This window comes from Rothia sp. P7208, assembly GCF_048512915.1.
In the GTDB taxonomy this organism is placed as follows: Bacteria; Actinomycetota; Actinomycetes; order Actinomycetales; family Micrococcaceae; genus Rothia.
The window spans coordinates 1-21,387 of record NZ_JBLXXW010000005.1 but is presented as its reverse complement, the minus strand read 5'-3'; the positions used below and the strand labels follow the sequence as shown (position 1 = coordinate 21,387).

Annotated in this window: 18 protein-coding genes and 1 tRNA gene; 9 read left to right on the top strand and 10 right to left on the bottom strand. The window is 46.6% G+C overall.

Annotated features, from left to right (window positions below; genetic code table 11):
• Positions 1-40 precede the first annotated feature (40 nt).
• The gene (locus ACN084_RS06020) at positions 41-1,537 is read left to right on the top strand and encodes a SulP family inorganic anion transporter (RefSeq protein WP_419106228.1); all 1,497 of its coding nucleotides are present in this window, start codon (positions 41-43) and stop codon (positions 1,535-1,537) included.
• A 160-nt stretch (positions 1,538-1,697) separates the two neighbouring features.
• Here ACN084_RS06020 and ACN084_RS06015 read toward each other — a convergent pair whose 3' ends face one another.
• From ACN084_RS06015 to ACN084_RS05995, 5 genes are all read right to left on the bottom strand, one after another.
• Positions 1,698-2,873, bottom strand: coding sequence for a glycosyltransferase 87 family protein (locus ACN084_RS06015; RefSeq protein WP_419106227.1), 1,176 nt, complete (start codon positions 2,871-2,873; stop codon positions 1,698-1,700).
• A gap of 586 nt (positions 2,874-3,459) precedes the next feature.
• Positions 3,460-3,687 (bottom strand): hypothetical protein, encoded by a 228-nt coding sequence (locus ACN084_RS06010; protein WP_419103814.1) that lies wholly within the window; start codon positions 3,685-3,687, stop codon positions 3,460-3,462.
• 311 nt (positions 3,688-3,998) lie between these two features.
• The gene (locus ACN084_RS06005; RefSeq protein WP_419106226.1) at positions 3,999-5,231 is read right to left on the bottom strand and encodes an MFS transporter; all 1,233 of its coding nucleotides are present in this window, start codon (positions 5,229-5,231) and stop codon (positions 3,999-4,001) included.
• A 191-nt stretch (positions 5,232-5,422) separates the two neighbouring features.
• On the bottom strand, positions 5,423-6,685 hold the full coding sequence (locus tag ACN084_RS06000) for a glycoside hydrolase family 76 protein (protein ID WP_419106225.1): 1,263 nt from the start codon (positions 6,683-6,685) through the stop codon (positions 5,423-5,425).
• A gap of 83 nt (positions 6,686-6,768) precedes the next feature.
• Positions 6,769-7,833 carry a pseudouridine synthase gene (locus ACN084_RS05995; RefSeq protein ID WP_419106224.1) on the bottom strand — a complete coding sequence of 355 codons (1,065 nt, stop codon included), beginning with the start codon at positions 7,831-7,833 and terminating at the stop codon, positions 6,769-6,771.
• A 148-nt stretch (positions 7,834-7,981) separates the two neighbouring features.
• Between ACN084_RS05995 and ACN084_RS05990 the strand changes: the two genes are divergently transcribed.
• Positions 7,982-8,572, top strand: a complete 591-nt coding sequence (locus ACN084_RS05990) for a malonic semialdehyde reductase (protein ID WP_419106223.1) — start codon at positions 7,982-7,984, stop codon at positions 8,570-8,572.
• Between the two features lie 42 nt (positions 8,573-8,614).
• Here the strand turns inward: ACN084_RS05990 and ACN084_RS05985 are convergent, their stop codons facing one another.
• From ACN084_RS05985 to ACN084_RS05975, 3 genes are all read right to left on the bottom strand, one after another.
• The gene (locus ACN084_RS05985) at positions 8,615-9,559 is read right to left on the bottom strand and encodes a DUF4232 domain-containing protein (protein ID WP_419106222.1); all 945 of its coding nucleotides are present in this window, start codon (positions 9,557-9,559) and stop codon (positions 8,615-8,617) included.
• A 1-nt stretch (position 9,560) separates the two neighbouring features.
• The gene (locus tag ACN084_RS05980) at positions 9,561-9,881 is read right to left on the bottom strand and encodes a 2Fe-2S iron-sulfur cluster-binding protein (RefSeq protein ID WP_419102365.1); all 321 of its coding nucleotides are present in this window, start codon (positions 9,879-9,881) and stop codon (positions 9,561-9,563) included.
• A 212-nt stretch (positions 9,882-10,093) separates the two neighbouring features.
• Positions 10,094-10,169 (bottom strand) — tRNA-Arg (locus tag ACN084_RS05975).
• A 446-nt stretch (positions 10,170-10,615) separates the two neighbouring features.
• Between ACN084_RS05975 and ACN084_RS05970 the strand changes: the two genes are divergently transcribed.
• Positions 10,616-12,478: a phosphoenolpyruvate carboxykinase (GTP) gene (locus ACN084_RS05970; protein WP_419106221.1), complete on the top strand. Its 1,863-nt coding sequence runs from the start codon at positions 10,616-10,618 to the stop codon at positions 12,476-12,478.
• A gap of 227 nt (positions 12,479-12,705) precedes the next feature.
• Positions 12,706-14,193, top strand: coding sequence for a sugar ABC transporter ATP-binding protein (locus ACN084_RS05965; RefSeq protein ID WP_419106220.1), 1,488 nt, complete (start codon positions 12,706-12,708; stop codon positions 14,191-14,193).
• A 120-nt stretch (positions 14,194-14,313) separates the two neighbouring features.
• Here ACN084_RS05965 and ACN084_RS05960 read toward each other — a convergent pair whose 3' ends face one another.
• A complete protein-coding gene (locus ACN084_RS05960; RefSeq protein WP_419102368.1) occupies positions 14,314-14,682 on the bottom strand; it encodes a hypothetical protein in 369 nt (122 codons plus the stop codon).
• 354 nt (positions 14,683-15,036) lie between these two features.
• Here ACN084_RS05960 and ACN084_RS05955 point away from each other — a divergent pair, with 354 nt between their 5' ends.
• Together ACN084_RS05955 and ACN084_RS05950 are read left to right on the top strand one after the other, a co-directional pair.
• Positions 15,037-15,489 carry an RrF2 family transcriptional regulator gene (locus tag ACN084_RS05955; RefSeq protein ID WP_419102369.1) on the top strand — a complete coding sequence of 151 codons (453 nt, stop codon included), beginning with the start codon at positions 15,037-15,039 and terminating at the stop codon, positions 15,487-15,489.
• 138 nt (positions 15,490-15,627) lie between these two features.
• Positions 15,628-16,821, top strand: a complete 1,194-nt coding sequence (locus ACN084_RS05950; protein WP_419106219.1) for a globin domain-containing protein — start codon at positions 15,628-15,630, stop codon at positions 16,819-16,821.
• 86 nt (positions 16,822-16,907) lie between these two features.
• Here the strand turns inward: ACN084_RS05950 and ACN084_RS05945 are convergent, their stop codons facing one another.
• Positions 16,908-18,311, bottom strand: coding sequence for a phosphomannomutase/phosphoglucomutase (locus tag ACN084_RS05945; protein ID WP_419106218.1), 1,404 nt, complete (start codon positions 18,309-18,311; stop codon positions 16,908-16,910).
• A 115-nt stretch (positions 18,312-18,426) separates the two neighbouring features.
• Between ACN084_RS05945 and manA the strand changes: the two genes are divergently transcribed.
• Genes manA through ACN084_RS05930 form a run of 3 tightly spaced genes read left to right on the top strand, consistent with a single transcriptional unit; the run spans position 18,427 to position 21,305 of the window.
• Positions 18,427-19,629: a mannose-6-phosphate isomerase, class I gene (gene manA / locus ACN084_RS05940; protein ID WP_419106217.1), complete on the top strand. Its 1,203-nt coding sequence runs from the start codon at positions 18,427-18,429 to the stop codon at positions 19,627-19,629.
• Positions 19,630-19,661: 32 nt separating this feature from the next.
• Positions 19,662-19,931, top strand: a complete 270-nt coding sequence (locus ACN084_RS05935; RefSeq protein WP_419103802.1) for an ACT domain-containing protein — start codon at positions 19,662-19,664, stop codon at positions 19,929-19,931.
• A 9-nt stretch (positions 19,932-19,940) separates the two neighbouring features.
• Positions 19,941-21,305: a PFL family protein gene (locus ACN084_RS05930; protein WP_419106216.1), complete on the top strand. Its 1,365-nt coding sequence runs from the start codon at positions 19,941-19,943 to the stop codon at positions 21,303-21,305.
• Positions 21,306-21,387 lie beyond the last annotated feature (82 nt).

The following is a 21,387-nucleotide window of genomic DNA, read 5'->3' as shown; positions in this document are numbered from 1 at the left end:
TGTTCAAATATTCTGTCACCACCAACCGGCAAAAGAGAGCATGCACACCACACCCCACCCCGCACTAAGCCCCACACAACGTGGAGCAACACTCACCGTCCTCAAACACCCCAAACTCTTACTCATCGAAATACTCGCCGGCCTTGTCACCGCGTTAGCGCTCATCCCCGAAGCACTCGCATTCTCCGTCGTAGCCGGAGTAGACCCGCAAGTTGGGCTCTTCGCCTGCTTCACCATGGCAACAACTATCGCCATAACTGGTGGACGTAGCGCCATGATATCCGGCGCAGCAGGATCTACCGCCCTCGTTATCGCACCACTTATGGCAACCCACGGATTACCCCACCTCATTGCAGCAGTGCTCCTTGCCGGAGTTCTACAAATACTTCTAGCAGTTTTCGGCGTCGCTAAACTCATGCGTTTTATTCCGCGCCAAGTCATGGTCGGCTTCGTCAACGCGCTCGCTATCCTGATTTTTTCTTCTCAACTGCCACAGCTCATCGACGTGCCTTTTGCCGTCTATCCGCTAGTTGTTGTTGGACTCATCATTGTGTTTGGTCTCCCTAAAATCACCACAACTATTCCAGCGCCTCTCATCGCTATTATTCTTCTCACCGCCGTGACAATATACGCGGGTATTAAAGTGCCTACTGTCGGTGAATATGGCGATCTTCCACATTCATTGCCGGTGTTGAGCGTTATCGACGTACCGCTCACTGTAGAAACTCTTAAAACCATTTTCCCCTTTGCGCTTGCTATGGCATTTGTGGGTCTGGTCGAATCCCTCATGACCGCAAAACTGGTCGATGATATTACCGACACACACTCCAATAAAACCCGTGAATCATGGGGACAGGGCGTAGCGAATATCGTTACTGCAGCCTTTGGCGGTATGGGAGGATGCGCCATGATTGGGCAAACCATGATTAACGTTAAAACAGGTAACGCTCGTTCACGTGTTTCTACTTTCTGTGCAGGAATTTTTGTTTTGGTGCTCTCTGTTGTTCTTGGAGATATCGTTGCGAGAATTCCTATGGCTGCGCTTGTTGCCGTCATGATTCTTGTTGCTATTAGTACATTTAACTGGCATTCCGTACGCTGGAGCACCCTTAAAGCTATGCCACGAGCAGAGACCGCCGTCATGCTGATGACGGTGCTTGTTACTGTCGGTACACATAATCTTGCTCTTGGTGTTGGTGTCGGTATTCTTGTTGCGATGGTTCTTTTTGCGAGACGTGTTGCCCATGTGGTCACGGTGGAGCGTGCTGTGCAGGGCGAAGATACTGTAACGTACAGTGTCAATGGCCCGTTGTTCTTCGCCTCATCAAACGACTTGTACTACCAGTTCTCGTATAGTGATGATCCCAAGAATATTGTGATTGATTTGAGTAATTCTCATGTGTGGGATGCTTCTACTGTTTCAGCATTAGATTCCATTATTTTTAAGTATGAGACTCTTGGGAAAACAGCAACAGTTTTTGGTCTCAATGAGATGAGCCACGGAATGAATAACCGTCTTAGCGGAAAACTTGGCTAAAGAGCTACGTAACACCAACTAAAAATGCATCGCAGGACCTATTCCTGCGTGTTGTCGTTGAAAGCGTCGCAGTAGAATCTAACTCAACTCTACATTTTTGATGATGCATGCAATACTGCATATCACTGTTTGCCACGGGGCTATAGTCGGTACTGACCGATTATAGCCCCGTTTTATTGTTTAAAATTCTTCTAGTGGTGTTCGCAAACATGTACATAATCCAGAGTATTCCGCACAACACAAGTGATGATCTGAAGAACTCGTAAAATAGTAGTGGTGCACCAACTGATGCAAGATAGTCACCTGAATCTGTTCCTTGGGCCATACATACTAGCGACCATGCTACTGCAAGAGGTATCTTAAACAGCTGTCGGGTTGAGCGTAGGAGCCATATGATTGAAGGAACAGCCCAGACCCAATGGTGTAACCACGATACTGGTGAGAGCAGGCATGACGCGACTCCAATGATAGAAGCTACAGCTAGATAATCACCTAATTGTAATAGACGCGATGCTGCTATGAACGATATTGATATTACAAAAAGTGAAAGTAAGGCAACTAGTGCACTGTCGTGATTACCAGTCCATCTAGAGATAACACCTTGTATTGAGCTATTCCCCGACGTTGAAAAGTTTTGGCCTAAGTCTACTACTGAAGAGAGGTTAAAGATTTTAGAGGTAAAATATTCCACCGTATTGTGGGGAGTAAAAAGAAAACCTATAATGACTGTTATCAAAAATGAAATAGAAGAATAAATAAAATATTTCCATCTCTTTGAAAATAAGAAAAATGCGATAAATAGCGCGGGGGTCAGTTTAATTCCTGCAGCTATTCCTATTAATATACCTCGGGGGAGCACCTTTATGTTCTTGCGAAGCAAGTCATAAAGACATAAAAAGCATAGTATTATATTTATTTGCCCAAACATAAAGTGCTGAGCTATGATATTAAATGACGAAAACATTAGTGAAAATAAAAATATTTTTATTCCGCTAATATCATTAATAGATATCTTGACTATATAAAACAGTAAAATTGCGTTTAAAAAAGTCCAAGTAAATACACCTAAAGGCTCTGGGAAATATCCTAAGGGATAGAGTATTATGGCAGAGAAAGGTGTGTATACAAAAGGAAGCCCCTGTTCTACATATGTTCCAATAGCGTCATTGTCGTAGATACTTAAACCGTGTTGCAGGAGACTGCTTACATTTTTATAGACGCCGTAATCTACTGGGCTATACCCAATTTGAAAATGTATAAGAGATATTCTGATAGAGGCTATCAATATCCCGTAAGATACTGCGAGTAAAAATGTTTTATGTTTTATATTTCCCATTTATATTTTTGCTTATTGGTTACTGCAAAAGGTGTGATTTGTGATATATTCTTTACTCATGATAACTCCTTGGGTGGGTTTTGGAAGCAATAAAGATGATACAAGTCACTTTAGCATATTATTTTAATTTCTTCTAGATGGAAATTTAAGAATTTTTATAATAACTCTTAGTGTGAGGCGTTCAAAATAACTTTCATCTTGAGGTGGCTCGCAGAATTTGATGCAAAAGGTATCCGTTCTGAGCTGCTTGCGCGGAAGGGTAAGAATACGTCATATGGCGATATGAGCGACCTTTGAGTTTAAAGTTTGAATAAAATTAGTATGAAATATATTCAGTCAAGATACCTAGTAAGTTCCATATTTGGTGGGTCCAAACAGGGGTTACTTATAAGAGGGGGTTCTTCTCTTCGGAGTTCGTTCAGGCTTCAGTAGAAGAAGATGAGAAGAGTTAAATCTTAGCTGCCTCATATTCTTCTGGATGCTCCTACTGGAAGAATTGTGAGACACCTCGAAAGAAACACTCAGCGCGTGACTTCTCAACAAAAGTCACGCGCTGACACTAACAATGCGATGAAAAAATCAACTACTATTTCTGGGTCTTCTTGCCCTTAGTAGAGTGTGAATCTTTCCAGATGTGCCATGCTAGGCTAGCCAAAAAAGTCACCATACCAAAACAATAGGTAACCCAGAACTCTTTTGAAATCCCTGCCCATCCGCTGGTAAAGAGTTCTCCTCCGCTGAGCACTAACGCAATAGGTAATGGCATGAATAATAAAACTGCTACAGTGACAAGAAAAGCAACGAACTTATCCATGTATTTATCCCCTTTACTTTAGGCGTCCTCACAACATGCTTTAGAAGCCCATCAAGAAAGACCTTATGAGCAGTATCTCTGCCCATAAAATTGCACCTTTTGAAGCGCAAATCATTAATTTTTTATACTACAGTCTTATACAAAACAAAACAACGGACCATACAAGAAGTTCTCCTATTTCATCTTGTCAAAATACCCCACATCACACTCTCACCCCACCTTCCTTGAAGATAGAACAAAGCTCAAAGAACGTGATTTACAGAATATCCACACAATGACGTTCACTAAGATGAACTCTACACATAGGCTAATTAGCCGTTTTCAGATAAAACCGGAAGTTTTCTTATCTCGCCTGAAATTATAACCCACAACGGCGATACGCACAGCAACAACAAAAATACGAGAAACACCGTACCAGCCTGCAAATACGCTAAAAGAAAAGATGCGAGAACAGCACCCAACGGATCAGCTCCCCACGTTAACAACCGCTGAGACATCGAGAATCTTCCCAACACATCATGCGGAACCAAAAGATGCTTAAGCGTCTCCGAAATCGAAATATTGATCATCATAGAGCTAGACCATAAGGCAAGCGAAACTCCCACGATAACAATCGAAAAAACATTATTAAAATACTGAGAAATATAGATTCCAACCCCAGAGACAACCGGAAGCAGAAAAGTCACGATGAGGACATAATATGGTTTTAAGGTATCTATCTTTCGACCAGAAAAATGAGCAAGAATAATTCCAAGGACCCCACCAAGAGAACTCGCAACACCTAAGCTAAGTACCGAAAAATCTGTGTTCCGAAGCAGATAAATAATATAGACTGCCTGAATTCCTGAGGTTATAAAGTTAAAGTAAACGATACTCTTGGTCAGTGGAAACTGGATGTTGTCCCTCACTAAGAAAGTTAACCCTGCCCAATACCCTGTATGGGTATCTTCCGAAACCTTTTGTTTGGTATCAGCGACACCCGTGTAACTTCTCGCGGCAGATACCGGTCCAATCAACGACAACGCATACAGGACACCAAAAATTATGAAGAGATTTGAACTGTTCATCATGCCAAACGCAACTCCAGCGGTAGCACCAACGACTATATCTGCCACCGAATGAAGGCTGGCAAACCATCGATTTGCCCGAGGAATATACTTTTTATCAATCACCGCAGGAATCAAGGACGAGAACAAGCTGTCGTAGAAAACCGTAATCCCCGAAATAAGAAACGCGAAGAAGAAAAGAAAGACAATCTTGAACTCACCGATAGCCAGCAAGTAGCTAACTGAGAAGCACAATAGCGACCGTATAAGAGAGCATAAAGAAAGAAGCATAATCTTCTTGTGAGAATCACCCAGACGCTGCAACAAAAGAAGAAAAGAAAGCGTGCCAACCCCTACCGCAACATTAATGGCAGAGACCTGAGAATTCTCAAGATTAAGTGAAGATATGGCTATGACAGGGAGTATAAATAATATGAACTGTGTCGAGGTGAAGCTGAGCAGCTCTCCAGACCAGAGAGAACGAAAAATATTAGGCATATTTGATTTCTGTGATTCAAGACGTGTTTTAGATATAGATTATCTGGTTGTACGGGTTCCTCATCATTCCTGTACAACTTAATCGCAGAACAATTTAAGCGAGATACCGTTTTGTCTCTATTTTCCCTTTTTATGCTGAGAACATCATGGACTACATTTTAAAGCACCACTACTCAAAATGAGTGTAAAACTTATTGTTCTAACACCCGTGCAGCAGCCTCAAGAATCATCCACCCCTGAAGCTGAGACGACAGCTCCACCGGAGCACCAGGCACTAACGTTTGCGAAGAATGTTGAAGAATATCCGGAGAGAAAAGAACGACCGGCTCCCCACGAATCTCACGAACATCAATTCCCGCCTCATTAACCGGCAACGTTGGATCAAATTCTCTTCTGCCTTCCCACAAAACTTCTGCTGTATGAACCACTAAATCACCAGCAAGAGAACGAGAAGACTCTTTAACGTTGACAGAGAGCGCAACCTGAGCCAAATATCGGACAAGAATACCGGTAAACAGGCCACCATCACCATCTTTGCCTGTGCGAAGAATCCTCAAACGTTCCGTATCAGAAATATCAAAATCCTCTGTAAAATGTTCGACTATTCCCTCAAGCAAAGCGGAAATATGGTCTTGAACTTTATCCGGTAAAGGCATACCCACACCGTGAATTTCAAGAAGAGCCGACAAAATAGGGCCCTGATTATACGAAAAGAGAGAATCTTCTAGTTGAGACTGCTCGGAAAGAATCTTAATACCATCAAGATATGCACGACGCTGTTCATCCCACAAATTCTCTTGAAGCCAATCAACAAGAGCACGCGCCTGATCGTGCTGATGTGCCCGTGCAAAAGCTAGAGCTGCAGGAGCAGTAGCCGGAGTATTTTTAAAATCATGGTCAGTAGACCAAAACATTCCACCACCAAGATGGTCCGTAGCACCTCGACGTAACGCCTTAAAAAGTTGCACCCCTGCATCTTGTGCTGGCATATACCCGCGACCATACAACAGCTCAGATAACGCATTCATACGCCCCACAGCGAGAGCAAGCCACGCCATATCGTCGTAGAAAGTATTCGTGTAGAGACCAAAATTTCTAGCCCGAATACCGCGTAAAATCTGTTGAGAACGTTCAAACCATCTCGTCGCCTGTGAAGAATCCATATGTCGATGAGCGCGGAATGACGCATCAAGAGCACAATCCAAGAAATGCGCCTGCCACCAAAAATGCCAATGCGTCAAACGTTCTTTAACTGAACGGCAATCAGGCACCTGAGGAGCCCCCAAAAGAGTACCAGGAATGGATAATGCACGCTGAGCAAAAAAGTGTAATACCGAAGAACCAGCAGTTTCAGCCCGCATGCTCATAGTTTGAGCATACTCAGCTTTTAGCTGGCGACTTTCGGCCTCTGAAATCTCATAACGATGCGACTTGCGACTAGGTGCCTGCTCCATATATCTCCTTCAGTGAGAGAAACCCAATAACCGAGTACGAAGAAAAGTCTAAACCTTTACCGTTCCCTCAGTACTGACCCTAACTATTGGGCTAAAGCCAAAGTTCGTGAACTCGTGACGACAAGATCTTCTCCCGTTAGCGGGTGTCTAAGAGAAATCCTCTTGGCAAGTAACTGTAGCGGTAAATTCTGTTCATCAGGAAACTCATGACACACCGTAGGGTAGAGAGTGTCACCAAGAATAGGGGCACCTAAAAGGAGCATATGGGCACGTAACTGGTGAGTTTTACCACTATGAGGTTTCAGGCGATATACCCCATAAAGATTACGCGAGTTAGGGGCTACAAGACGAGGATTATGCTCCAGTCTCAGCTGATGAAGCTGCTCCGTCGAATAGTGAATACTTCGAACTAACTCAACCTCAGAGAGCGCATTAGGCTCAAGTCCTAGACTCAGACACTGCTGTTCAGAATGCTGAATAACTTGAACCTGCTGACGATTTTTAACGATGTGACTACGTACCACCTGCCATGGGGAAGCCGAACCCTCCAACTGAGGAATCAGCGGGGCAACTGCCTCATACTCTTTGACAATGCGGCGGCTCTGAAACAACGTCTGAAAAGGGCCACGGCTCTGGGGAACCTTTGAAAAAACCAAAACACCCGCCGTCGCTCTATCTAAACGATGCACCGGCGAAAGTAACGGATTCTGATGCTGAACCCGCAATTTGGTTAACGCTGTTTGCGCAACAAACATGCCGCGAGGAGTGGTGGGTAAAAAGTGTGGTTTATCTACTACAAGAATCCACTCATCCTCATAAAGAACAGGAATATCATCAGGTAATTGAGGTTCTTGAGACAGTTCACGGTAATACCAAATTGTTAAACCGCCTTCAAAAGGCGCATCGACAGGTAAGGGCACTCCGTCCCCAGCGACAACCTCTCTACGGTGAAAGAGCCGGTTAACAACCTCTGGCGTATCAGGATAAAAACGGGCAATAAGATACTGCGCAATGGTGGGGGTAGGGGTATCTACCCGTGCACGTAAATCTTCGGGAAACTCGAGGGGGAGTCTGAGCGAGATAGGGTCAATGCCCAGACGCTGAGGCAGTGGTTTAGTAAGAAGACGTCTACGACTTCGACCAGCCATGAACACCACACTTTGACATATGAGACACACAAAGAAACAAAAAGATAACACCAACGATAACGTAAAGAACCCCAACAACCCCTTTTATGAGAGGAGAAGAAAAGTTTATGCTTAGTAGCAATTAGTTCGTTAGTTCAAGAGGATCATCATGACACTAGAGCCCCTCGATACAGAAACTCTTCATAAAATCTTTGTGCAACCGCGCACCGCATACCGGTTCACTCATCAAGAGGTTACTGAAGAACAGCTACGTACAATATATGACCTCACTAAAATGGGTCCGACAGCCTTTAACTCCCAGCCTTTGCGCCTGACCTTTTTGAGAAGCACCACTGCCCGAGAACGCCTGCTACCTCATGTAGCGCCGTCAAACCAGCCGCAGATTCAGCAAGCGCCTGTGAGCGCTATCCTCAGTTTTGATACCTGTTGGGTTGACAAATTTGAGCAATTTAACCCGTCGATGGCGCATGCTGCGCAAAAGTTCTCACGAGAAGAATCACGCCTTCATTCTGCTGAACAATCAGCAACACTTTCTGCAGGATATCTCATCACTGCTATTCGTGCGCTCGGATTATCTGCTGGGCCAATGACCGGCGCAAGCTTCTCTGCTATCAACCAAGAGTTCTTCCCAGACGGAAAGCAACGTGCCTTTATGATCGTGAACATCGGGTATAGTACGCCAACCCCGTACAAACGAAATCCACGTTTTAGTTTTGAGGAAGTTGCAGAGATTCTTTAACTTTCATCTAGCTGGCAGGAATAGGTGCCAGCTAGATGAATCTTATGAGGAGCTGGCGCCTATCTGCCCAATGCTAAGCTGCGCGACAGAATCATTGGAGCATGCTTCTGCTGGAAATTTCAACACTAACGAGTTTGAAGTTCCAGGGATGTGCACACGATAGCCGGCAGCTGTTGTTGGTTGGCACATTTGTTCGCTATAAAGACCGGCTCGGGTTTCTCTAAGAATTGCTGTTGCAGACTCCTGAGAACGTAAGACCTTACCTGAACTTGTCCATTCTCCAGCTGGTACCGCGCTTGCCCCAATCTGGTGCCCATTTGCATCTACATAGTTCACGCCTGGGTAACCGCTAAGAGAGCACGGAGTTGTGCCGGTGTTGCTGAACGTCAAACTAATATAACGAGAACCGGCAGCACCAGCACCGGGGTTTGCTTGAGCGTCGATACGGATATGCCCATAATCGCAGGTAGGGGTACTTGCTGTAACTGGCGCTGTTGAAGCTGGTGCCGGAACAGCAGGCTCAGGGCGTGCACTCTGGGACGTTGCGTTAGATTCACCGCGGGTAGGTTGAGCAGCTATAGGAGGTTCTGGAGGAACTGTAATAACCGTTCCACGTGGAACAGGAGGCTCACTGTACTCTGTAACCGGTGGCTGTTGAGTTGGGGTGAGAGGGCTTTCTGGCTCTCGTGCAGGTGCTGATGATTGAGTATTCTGTACGTTTTCTTCAGATTTTGCGTCAGATTCACTCGATGATGGAGCAGAAGAAGGGTTTACTGTCGCAGATTCTGCTGTGGGGTTCGGACCAGCTGCTTTTGGTGTAGCCGTTGGAGCGGAAGCAGAAGAAGTAGAGGCGGGGGAGGAAGTCTCTGCTGAAGGGGTAGGCGCAGAAGAATGATGTTGCGGGCTTTGTGAGCACGCATTGAGTGTGAATAGCCCGATTGCTAAGTAAGGAAGAAATCTTGTGGTGGGGGAACTGAAGATTTTCATATCACATCCCAGGTTTAAGTGTTATCGTTGCGCCGTCCATGCCTTCTGCGTATTCGGCTTGGCAGCATAGTCGAGAGTATTCATTTGCGACGTCATCTACCATGTCAAGAAGGTCTTCTTCTGCTTCGGTGCGTTCACCAGATGCTTCAAAGTGTTCTGGGTCGATGAAGGCGTGGCAGGTTGCGCATGAGGCGTTTCCGCCACAGGTTGCTAGCACGGGGAATTGATTGGCAAGAAGTGCGTCAAGTAGTGTTTGGTCTTCTTCCCACTCTGCTGAGCGGGTTTCTCCGTTTTCGTCGGTGACGTTGATGTTGATGCTCATATGCGGTGTACTCCTTGGATGACGTTGGTATGTTTTGGTCTTGTGCTGATGGAACGCTCTTAGATTAACTATTATTCCTATTTATTCTGTGTTGTGCGTAGTAGGTGTGAGAAAGTACTCCATAAATATGGTGTGTAGAGCGTTCTTCTATGTTGTTATGAAGCTGATGATAAAAATAAAACCCGATTCCTAAGAACCGGGTTTATTTTCCGTGGTGCGCCCGAAGGGATTCGAACCCCCAACCTTCTGATCCGTAGTCAGATGCTCTATCCGTTGAGCTACAGGCGCATGTTTCTCGGCTTGGTTCTGAACCCTTGCCGTTGCAACAGGTAATACTTTACAGAGTCTTCTGGTGAAAAGACAAATTAAAAACGAGTGACGCTTATCTCATTGTAGGTAAGTCGGGTGTTGGCGTGGGGTAATGGTCACTTTTTTCTAAAAAACACAGCTTCTGACGAGCGAAAACTATTTTGGTACGGATAAATCCAACATGATTGGAGAAAAACGTGTAATTACACAAGCGCCACAAAACCCAGACGATACTCTTGGTCTATCACGATGAGGTGAGCAACCTTTGGTTGTTTGGCTCCTAAACCTTGCGCGGTACAGTACCGTCTGCACAAAGATTTAGGAGCTTTTGGCGTTTATCGCACAAAAACCAACACAACCAAGGGGCGTTGTTTCAGCACATCGAGGTACTGAAACCATCAACACACTAAAAGGGGAAGCTCCTAATGAGCAACAAACATCAAAACACCGATGAAAACGCTCTCAACACAGCCGTACTAGAACAGCTAGAGAACGCACCAACCACCTACACCGATATCATCGACTGGGTTCGAGATATTGCACAGATGACACAACCTAAAAATATCCACTGGGTTGACGGAAGCGAAGAAGAATACAACCGCTTAGCGTCAGAACTTGTCGAAGCCGGAACTTTCATTCGACTCTCTGACCACGAATTCCCTAACTCTTACGCCGCTTTCTCTGACCCTGACGACGTCGCCCGCGTCGAAGAACGAACCTTCATCTGCTCAGAAACCGAACAAGGAGCAGGAGCCACCAACAACTGGCGCGACCCCGCACAAATGCGCGAACTCATGAGCAAACTATACGCCGGCTCCATGCGCGGACGTACCATGTACGTTATTCCTTTTGTCATGGGTTCACTCGATGCAACCGAACCAAAATACGGTATTGAAATCACCGATTCTGCCTACGTCGTATGCTCCATGCGCATTATGGCCACTATCGGTACAGCCGTCCTCGATAAACTCTCTGCAACACAAGGGTTCTTCGTCAAAGCACTTCACAGCGTCGGCGCACCCTTAGAGGACGGCCAAACAGACGTGCCGTGGCCATGCAACCCAGAAAAGTACATCGTCCAGTTCCCCGAAACTCGAGAGATCTGGTCCTTTGGCTCTGGCTACGGCGGAAACGCCCTCCTCGGCAAAAAATGCTATGCACTACGCATAGCGTCCGCTATGGGGCGAGACGAAGGATGGATGGCAGAACATATGCTCATCCTCAAAGTCACCAACCCCGAACAGAAAACCCACTATCTGGCTGCAGCCTTCCCATCAGCTTGCGGAAAAACAAACTTTGCAATGATGGAGCCAACCATCGAAGGTTGGAAAGCTGAAATGATTGGCGACGACATCTCATGGATTACCTTCAACGAAGACGGTAAGCCCCACGTCGTCAACCCCGAGGCGGGAATGTTTGGTGTTGCTCCTGGTACTGGTTGGAGCACCAACCCTAATGCAATGCGAGCTATCGCTAAAGGCAACACTATCTTTACCAACGTTGCTCTCACTGACGACAACTCTGTCTGGTGGGAAGGAAAAACTGAAGATGTGCCAGAACACCTCACGGACTGGCGTGGTGAGTCATGGACTCCTGATTGTGGGCGTCCGGCAGCTCACCCGAACTCTCGTTTCTGCACCCCTATTGAACAGGTTGATATGTTGGCACCTGAATTTAGCGAACCTGACGGTGTTCCGTTGAGCGCTATTATTTTTGGTGGACGACGTAAAACAACGGTGCCACTTGTTTCTCAAGCGCGCACATGGGAAGAAGGTGTCTTCCGCGGAGCAACGCTATCGTCCGAGACCACTGCTGCGGCAAAAGGTGCAGTAGGTGTGGTGCGTCGTGACCCTATGGCGATGTTGCCTTTTATCGGTTACAACGTCAACGACTACTTCGCTCATTGGCTTGCTCTAGGAGAAAAGCACGGCGAAGAGAACATGCCCAAAATCTACTATGTGAACTGGTTCCGTCGCACACCTGATGGAGCTTTCGCGTGGCCTGGTTTTGGTGAGAACTCTCGCGTTGTTAAATGGATTTTTGACCGTCTTGAAGGAAAAGCTCACGGCGAAGAGACTGCTTTAGGTATTGTGCCGGGTGTAGAAGATATCGACACCGATGGTCTGGATATTACAGAAGACCAAATGCGTGCGGCGTTGGCTGTTAATCCCGAAGAATGCCGTGAAGAACTCGAAAGTATCGATCAGTGGCTTGAAAGCTTAGGGGAAGGTCTTCCTGATGCGATTAAAGCTCAGCGTCGTGCTTTTGCTGAGCGCATTGGAAAGTAATATCAGCAATATATGAGCGTCATATCAGAAATGGCAGTGATGTGTTCATACACATTACTGCCGTTTTTGATGTTTTAAGGGGCGCAGTGCAATATAATTACCTAATTGACACTAATTACTATTAGTATCTTTATTTGGGGAAAGTATTCTAGGAATCTCATAAGAGATTCTTGATACTTTACATAAAGTATTGTCGCCGCATTATTTCTTTCGGAGGGTAAGCAACGGTGGAGAACCTGCTCAGCGTTAGAGGATTAACTAAGAAGCATGATCACCTTCTCGCATTGAAGGGCGCCGATTTTGACGTCGCCAGAGGTGAGGTTCTAGGCTTACTCGGTGAGAACGGCGCTGGAAAATCAACGTTAATATCTATTCTTGGTGGCTGGGACGTTGCCAGCTCTGGCACTATGACACTCGCCGGAGAGCCTTATAACCCTAAAACCCCAGATGAAGCGCTTGCTTGTGGTGTTGGGTCTATCCGCCAGAAATTCAAAGTTGATCCTAAACTAACTGTTGCTCAAGCTATTTTCCGTGCGACATTCCACGCTGATAAATCTGAAGAAGAACAGAACGAGCGTGCCCAAAAACTTCTTGATGACGCTGGTCTGTCTATTGACCCCACCACAAAGATGGGTGAACTGGTTCGCGCTGAACAAGCTCTCATTGAGGTTGTTCGTATGGAAGCAGAAGAAACTCAGCTGGTGCTCATGGATGAGGTAGCAGCAACCTTTAACGACTACGAAATCTATCAGTTCCACGAGATTACTCGTCGTCTCGTAGCAGAGGGACGTTCCGTCATTTACATTACGCACCGTCTTGACGAGATTCGTTCATTGGCTGATCGCGCCGTCATTTTAGATAATGGAATTATCTCTCACGAGATTTCCCCTAATATGATGAGCTCTCAAGAGATTGCCTTTAAGATGTTCCATCGTGAAATTCCTATGGGGCAGCGCCCCGAAGAATTCTCTGGTGAGCATGAGAAACTTCAGGTCGAAGGACTATGTGGCGCAGACGGTTTCTTGAAAGATGTGACATTCTCCGTTAATAAGGGAGAGGTTCTTGGTCTGACAGGTCTTCGTCGTTCTGGTATTAACGAGGTAGCAGCCGCTCTCGTCGGTGTTGATCAAAAAGCTACTTTTAAGACGCTAAAAATCAACGGTGAAGATGTTACTTTGGGAAACCCCGAAGCCTCTGTTTCGTATGGTATTGGTTATCTTTCCGACGATGACGATGAGCTAGGCATCGCTAATGAGCGTTCTATCGCAAAGACGCTCATGGAATCTGCTGGTATTGAAAGCAATGCAGAGGGTTTCTTACACGAGGTTTCTGCTCTTCGTGAGGTTGCTGACCAAATCCAGAAGCTTCATATCAAGACCACTAACATTCAAAGTGAAGTCGGTAAACTTTCTGGCGGTGATCAACAGAAGGTTGCGCTCGCTCGGTGGATGACTACTGACTGTGAGATTCTGATTCTTAACCACCCCACTCGTGGCATTGATGTGAGCGCTAAATCTGAAATTTACAAGATGCTTAAGGAACTCACAGAAAAAGGCACCTCGATTATTCTGATTGGTTCGGATATGTCTGAATTGATTGAGCTGTGCAACCGTATCGCTGTGATGCACGACGGCAAGTTGGTGTCTATTCAGAGTAATGAAGAAGCTACTGAAGATACGTTGATGGAAGCTGCTATTGGCGACGACGAGCTTTAAATAATATTTGGGGTCTACCTTTCAAAGGTAGACCCCAAATCTTATTTAAAGAATAAGGGTGAATCGTTTCGTGTGACGAGACGATACACCCTTATTTCGTACCTCTAGAAACGAAGAAGTTTAGAGGGAAATGCGTGAAGCAATGCTGTTGAGCTTGTGGCGTGCAAGTGCCAAGTTAGCGGTGTTGCGGTCAAGTACGAGGTAAACGAAAAGACCTGAAGTCTCAGAAGCGTTGAGTACGTTCACGAGGTGGTACTGGCTAGAGAGGGTAATCATAATGTCTTCAATGTTTCCGCCAAGGCCAAGGTCGGTCATGGTCTTGAGCTTTGCGCGAACTACGTTAGAGTTACCTGCTGCAGCAACGGTCAAATCAAAACCGGGAGCACCGCCAGAAGCGAGAGCCATACCAGAAGAAATATCAACAAGTGCTGCACCGGAAGCGCCCTCGATGGAGAGGAGTTCCTGAATTGAGGATTCTAGAGAGGACATTGAAATCCCTTTCTTAGTTTCGAGTGAAAAAAGTCTATTGCGTTGTTGCCGAAGATCCTTGATGTATCGGGCATACCCGCCACACGAGGTTCGTGCAAGTAGATTCACTGAGGAATCTTAAAATGCAAATGCTTTATACATATTACCCCTTGCACAACAAATTAGGGGACACGGTGGGAGTGTCGTTAGCTGAGATAGGAAAACTTTTGACATAAAAAAGGACATTTTTTGGGTTTTATCAGGGTAATAAACACTTCTGTGCCTGAGTGTCAGGGAGTTTTATTCGGGTTTTTCTCTTCTAACAGATACAGTTTTATTGTTGTCTTTTGTGCAAAGTCTATGGGAGGTGAGCGTGTGCGACTTACAGCGTTTTCAGATGTTTCTTTGCGCATCATGATGCTACTTTCTGGCGCTGAGGGGCATCAGCTCTCTACTCAGGCTATTGCTGAAGGGGTAGGAACTCCTTATCACCATGTGACAAAATCAGTTGCTTTCTTAGCTCATCAGGGTTGGGTGCTTTCAAGTCGAGGGCGCGCAGGGGGTGTGAAACTCTCTGAAGAAGGTCGGAAAGTGACGATTGGGCAGTTGTTGCGGCATACTGAGCGCGATAGCCCGATTGTTGAATGTGAAGGTGCAAAAAGTTCTTGTCCGCTTAATACTGAGTGTGATGTGCGTGTTCATTTGGCGCGTGCTCGTCAGGCGTTTTATGAGGTGTTGGACCCTGTTGTTATCTCTTCGTTGCCGACACAAAAGCAATTGCAACCAGTTTTTATTCAACTAGGATTATCGCCTTCTGGTAAGGGGTAATAGCCTTTTTGTTGCGCTATGGCAGGTTGTCTCTTGATTGAGATGACCTGCTTTTTGTTTCCCAATACGTAATTCTTGCATGAAATATGCTAATTTAATAACGGGTTTATACACAACCTGTCACTAAGGAGACATCACATGCTTTCAGAAAAGTCACGCCCCATCATCGAGGCAACACTGGCAGTCGTCGCAGAACGAATGCCACATATCACCCCAGAGTTCTACCGCCGAATGTTTGCCGCACGACCAGACCTCATGGACGGAATGTTCTCACGTTCCTCCCAACTCGAAGGAACCCAACCCCAAGCACTCGCCGGTTCCGTCGTCATCTTCGCAGACTACATCTTCAAAAACCCCGACAAATACCCCGACGAAGTCCTCTCGCGTGTTGCCCACAAACACGCATCCCTCGGACTCCAAGCCGTCGAATACACCACCGTCTACAAATACCTCTTTGAAGCCATCGCCGCAGACCTCGGAGACGCCTGCACCCCAGAAGTAGCCGAAGCCTGGAGCGAAGTATACTGGCTCATGGGCAACGCCCTCATCAACATCGAAAAAGGCCTCTACGCTTCCCAAGCAAATGATGTTATGCACGCCCCCTTCCGCCTCATCAAACGCGTAGAAACCGGCGATAACGTCGTCGACATGACCTTTGAAGCAGCTAACGACGTCCCCCTCACCCCAGCAAAAGCAGGACAATACGTCAGCCTCATCGCAAAAGCTGAAGACGGCCTCAACCAAGCCCGACAATACACCCTGCTACCAGCCGGAGAAAACCAGCGCCGTATTGCAAGTAAACTTGACCCCAACGGTGAAATGACAAAAATTCACCACGCACTCAAAGTTGGAGACATCATCCAGCTCTCCAACCCCTACGGTGACATCACCCTCGGCGGCTTTGGCGACGACGGAAACAGCCCCCTCTATCTCTTCTCCGCAGGTATCGGCATCACCCCTATGATCGCTTTCCTCGACGAAATGGTACGCGAAAACTCCACCCGTGAAGTCGTCCTCGTACATAGCGACCGCACCCCCGAAAGCTGGCCACTACGTGAAGAAGCAGAAAAACTCGTCTCTTCACTGCAGAACGGAAAAATTGTGCGATTCTTTGAAGACTCCCACGACGGAGAACATCAAGGGCGACTAGATATCACCCAACTCGATATCGACCCCAACGCCATGGCATACCTATGCGGGCCTCTTCCCTTCATGAAGAACGCAAGAAGCCAACTCATTGACGCAGGTATCCCCGGTATTCGTATCCAATACGAAATTTTTGGTCCTGACCAGTGGATGCTTCGCGACACCGCCCGCGCAGCACAACACTAATTCTCTTCCCCTCAATAAAAGAAGCTGCCCTGACGTCCTAAAACGTCAGGGCAGCTTCTTCACTTTAACGTGAACAGAAAAACGACTTAGCCGGCACGTACAATGCTAAGAATCTGATCACGAACACGTTCCATCGTCTGCTGATCCGGAGCTTCCAAATTCAAGCGTAAGAACGGCTCCGTATTAGACGGGCGAAGATTAGCCCACCATCCCTCAGAGCGGTGCTCAAAAGTGGTACCGTCCATGGTCGATACCTCCACAGTGTCGCCCAACGCTTCAACCACACGAGCAATGGTGGCGTCTTTATCAGCAACTTCAGAGTTAATCTCGCCAGAAGCCACATATGGAGAATACTCAGCAGCAATCTGAGAAAGAGAATTCTCTGAAGAACCAAGAACAGCCAAAACATGCATTGCCGCAAGCATGCCAGTATCAGCATTGAAAAAGTCCTTGAAATAATAGTGAGCAGAATGCTCACCACCAAAGACACCATTTTCTTCAGCCATAACAGCCTTAATGAAAGAATGACCCACACGAGTCTTTACGGCGCGAGCGCCCTTCTTCTCCACAAGTTCAGGTACAGCCTTAGACGTAATGAGGTTATAGATAATAACGGGCTCTTCAACGCCTTCAGCTTGCGCACGAGCAATTTCTCGTTCGGCAACAATAGCGGTAATGGCGGAAGGAGAAACCGGTTCACCCTTTTCATCGACGACGAAGCAACGGTCTGCGTCACCGTCAAAAGCTAGACCAATATCAGCACCATGCTCTACAACAGCTTTTTGTAAATCAACGAGGTTTGCTGGTTCTAGCGGGTTAGCTGGGTGATTCGGAAAAGTTCCATCAAGCTCAAAATAGAGTGGAACAATTTCGAGAGGTAGACCAGGAAGAATAGAGTCGCCAAGAACTGCTGGGGTGGTCATTCCACCCATACCGTTACCGGCATCGACAACAACTTTAAGAGGGCGAATATTCGACAGGTCAACGAGATTACGCAGATATTCCGAGTAGTCTTTGAGGACGTCTTTTTCGCTGACAGAGCCAACATTCTCTACCGAAGGAATAGACCCTTCATTGAGGTAGTCTTGGGCACGGTCACGAACATCAAAAAGTCCGGTTTCAGAAGAAATAGGTACGGCACCAGCTTTAGACATCTTCATGCCGTTATATTCCGCTGGATTATGGCTTGCAGTGAAGGTCACGCCAGCAGCATTTTCTACACCACACGCAAAGTACAGCTCATCAGTAGAAATAAGGCCAATCTTGATGACGTTTGCCCCACGAGCAGTAGCACCTTCAGCGAACGCTTCGGTGAAGCTCTCGCCAGATGGGCGCATGTCGCTACCGACGAGGACGTTCTGACCAGAAAGTTCTAGAACATCAACGAATGCAGCTGCCGTAGCACGGACAGTTTCTTCAGTAATAGTTTCCCCAACGATGCCGCGAACATCGTACGCTTTAAAGGATGCGGTTAGATCAATTGTATTCACGGGGTTATTCTAACTGTTTCTCACAGTAATACCGGACTATTTTCCTAGGGTATGGCTATAAACACTGAAAAATACTTCTGGCTGATGAAACAATCCCGAGAGTATAGATAAGGATATGATGGACGCTATGGGTGAACTAATACGTTTAGAAAACACAATACAAAATTATGCTTGGGGTTCTTTGACAGCCTTAGCAAAAATGCGAGGAGAAGAAACTCCCTCAACACAACCAGAAGCAGAACTTTGGGTTGGTGCACATGATGCTGCCCCTTCATACGCGTTAATTGGTGAAGACCGCATAGCTCTCAATCAGCTCATCGAACAGAACCCTCAACACTTCTTACCTTCGAATTATGAGGGCACAACTTTTCCATTTCTTTTCAAGATTCTTGCTATCGACGCCCCACTTTCTATTCAAGTCCACCCAACGCCTGAACAAGCGCTCGCCGGCTATCACGCCGAAAATGAGCAAAATATTCCTGTAGATGCTCCACACCGAAACTATAAAGATGAGCATTCCAAACCGGAGACCGTTATTGCTCTATCTGATATGACGATTCTGACCGGTGTACGTCCTGTTGAAGAGCTACAACATATTGCGCAGGTATTTGACCTTCAGTGGCTTCTACCTCTACTAACAGCACCTAACGATAAAGAACTTCTTGCCGCTATTTTGCGTATGGATACAGCTGACGCGAAGCGTCACCTAGAGGTGACGCTATCTCATACTGCTCAATGGCTAGAACAGAACCCTACTGTTGTAGAGGGTGTCCTTTACGATGTTGCACAGTTGATGCAACTTCTTCAGCAGAAGCACCCTGCCGATATTGGGGCGCTGGTTGCGATGGTGATGAACCTTTTGCACCTGCACCCTGGCGATTCTGCGTATACTCCAGACGGGCAAGTTCATGCGTACGTATCAGGTACAGCGATTGAACTGATGAACCCCTCCGATAACGTCATGAGAGCAGGGCTCACCCCCAAACATATTGATGTTGAAGAGCTCATCCGTATTCTTGCGGTACAACAGGATGCGCCGGTGGTTCAGCGTGCTCAACCTGATGATGACGCTCTTGGGGTGTTTAGCATGTGGGATCCACGATTGAGCGTAACACGCGTTAAACTTTCTCAAGGTCAGAGCGTTTCTTATACCTTTAAAGGTGCTGCTGCAGTGATTGGCACAAGCGGAGAACTGACGATAAGCACCCCTAATGTTCAGCTCACTCTCGGTGCTACAGAATCACTGTTACATGCTGGCAGCGATACCCCCACCACTATGAGCGGTGTTGGCGAAGCCTACATCGCCGCGTACATATAGACTCAGCTACTGAGCCAAAAGAAAGACCCCCCATGAATATCATTTTGACTGTTACCGGACACGACCATCAAGGAATTGTGGCAGCTGTTGCCACAGAATTGGCAAAGAATCAGGTAAATATTCTCAATATTTCGCAGACTCTCATGGACGATTATTTCACCATGATTTTGCACGGACGTTTCGATGACGAGACTCAAAGTATCCAAGAACTACAAGAGGCTATGCGCAGTGTAGAAGAGGAACAGCGTCTGAAAATTCGTATTCAATCTGAAGCTATTTTCGACGCAATGCACACCCTCTAGGAGTCTGTGATGGTTTTTGATCGTAACGCTAATATCCTCGAAACTCTGCAAATGATTGAGGAGGATAAGCTTGATATTCGTACGGTAACGATGGGTATTTCTCTGCTGGACTGTGCTGACGCACAGGCCGAGGTTGCCTGCCAAAAGATTTACCAAAAAATTACTCAACGCGCACAAAACCTTGTTGAAGTTGTTGAGGGCATTGAAGCCGAACTGGGTATTCCCATCATCAATAAACGTATTTCTGTTACCCCTATTTCTTTAGTTGCCGGTGCTAGCGAGGCAACAGAGTATGTGGAGTACGCGAAAGCTTTAGACGCTGCAGCGAAAGCCACTGGGGTAGATTTTATCGGTGGTTTCAGCGCCCTTGTCGATAAAGGTATGACTCCTGCAGATAGCCGTTTGCTTGAGAGTATCCCCCGGGCGCTTAACGAAACGGACGTTGTGTGCGCGTCGGTTAATATTGGGTCTTCTCGAGCCGGCATTAATATGAGCGCTGTCGCTAAGATGGGTGAAGTTATTCGTCAAACGGCAGAAGGCTCAGCTCATAAACATGGTTTTGCGTGCTCTAAACTTGTGGTTTTTGCGAATGCCGTATCTGATAATCCTTTTATGGCGGGTGCATTCCACGGTGTACAAGAAGCTGACACCGTTATTTCTGTAGGAGTTTCTGGACCCGGCGTGGTTAAACGTGCTCTTGAACGAGTCCGAGGCGAATCTTTTGATGCATGCGCAGAAGCAGTGAAGAAAGCAGCCTTTAAAATTACTCGTGTTGGGCAGCTCGTCGGAAACCTCGCCGCAGAACGTCTAGGCGTTCAGTTCGGCATCGTTGATTTATCTCTTGCCCCTACCGCCGAGGTGGGAGATTCTGTGGCACATATCCTTGAGGAGATGGGCCTAGAGAGTGTTGGTACACACGGCACAATTGCTGCTTTAGCGTTAGTCAATGATGCTGTGAAAAAAGGTGGCATGATGGCGTGCTCTCATGTTGGTGGGTTATCTGGATCTTTCATCCCAGTATCAGAAGATATTGGCATGATTGAAGCAGCTGCCGCACAGAAAATTACTCTTGATAAGCTCGAAGCAATGACAGCCATTTGTTCTGTCGGGTTAGACATGGTCGCTATTCCCGGTGATACGTCAGCATCTACGATTGCTGCCATGATTGCTGATGAAGCTGCAATAGGCGTCATGAATCATAAGACAACTGCGGTGCGTATTATTCCTGCTATTGGTCTTAAGGTCGGGCAGATGGTGGAGTTTGGTGGGCTTCTAGGGCGGGCTCCTGTGATGCCTATTCACGCTGAATCTTCTGAACTATTTGCGGCTCGCGGTGGAAGAATTCCTTCTCCTGTTCACGGTTTTAGGAACTAATATGTGTTGAGCGGTTTGCTCATTTTCCCCATATTTAAAGCGGTGGCGTTCTCTCATCTTTTGATCAAGAAAATCTGCCCAT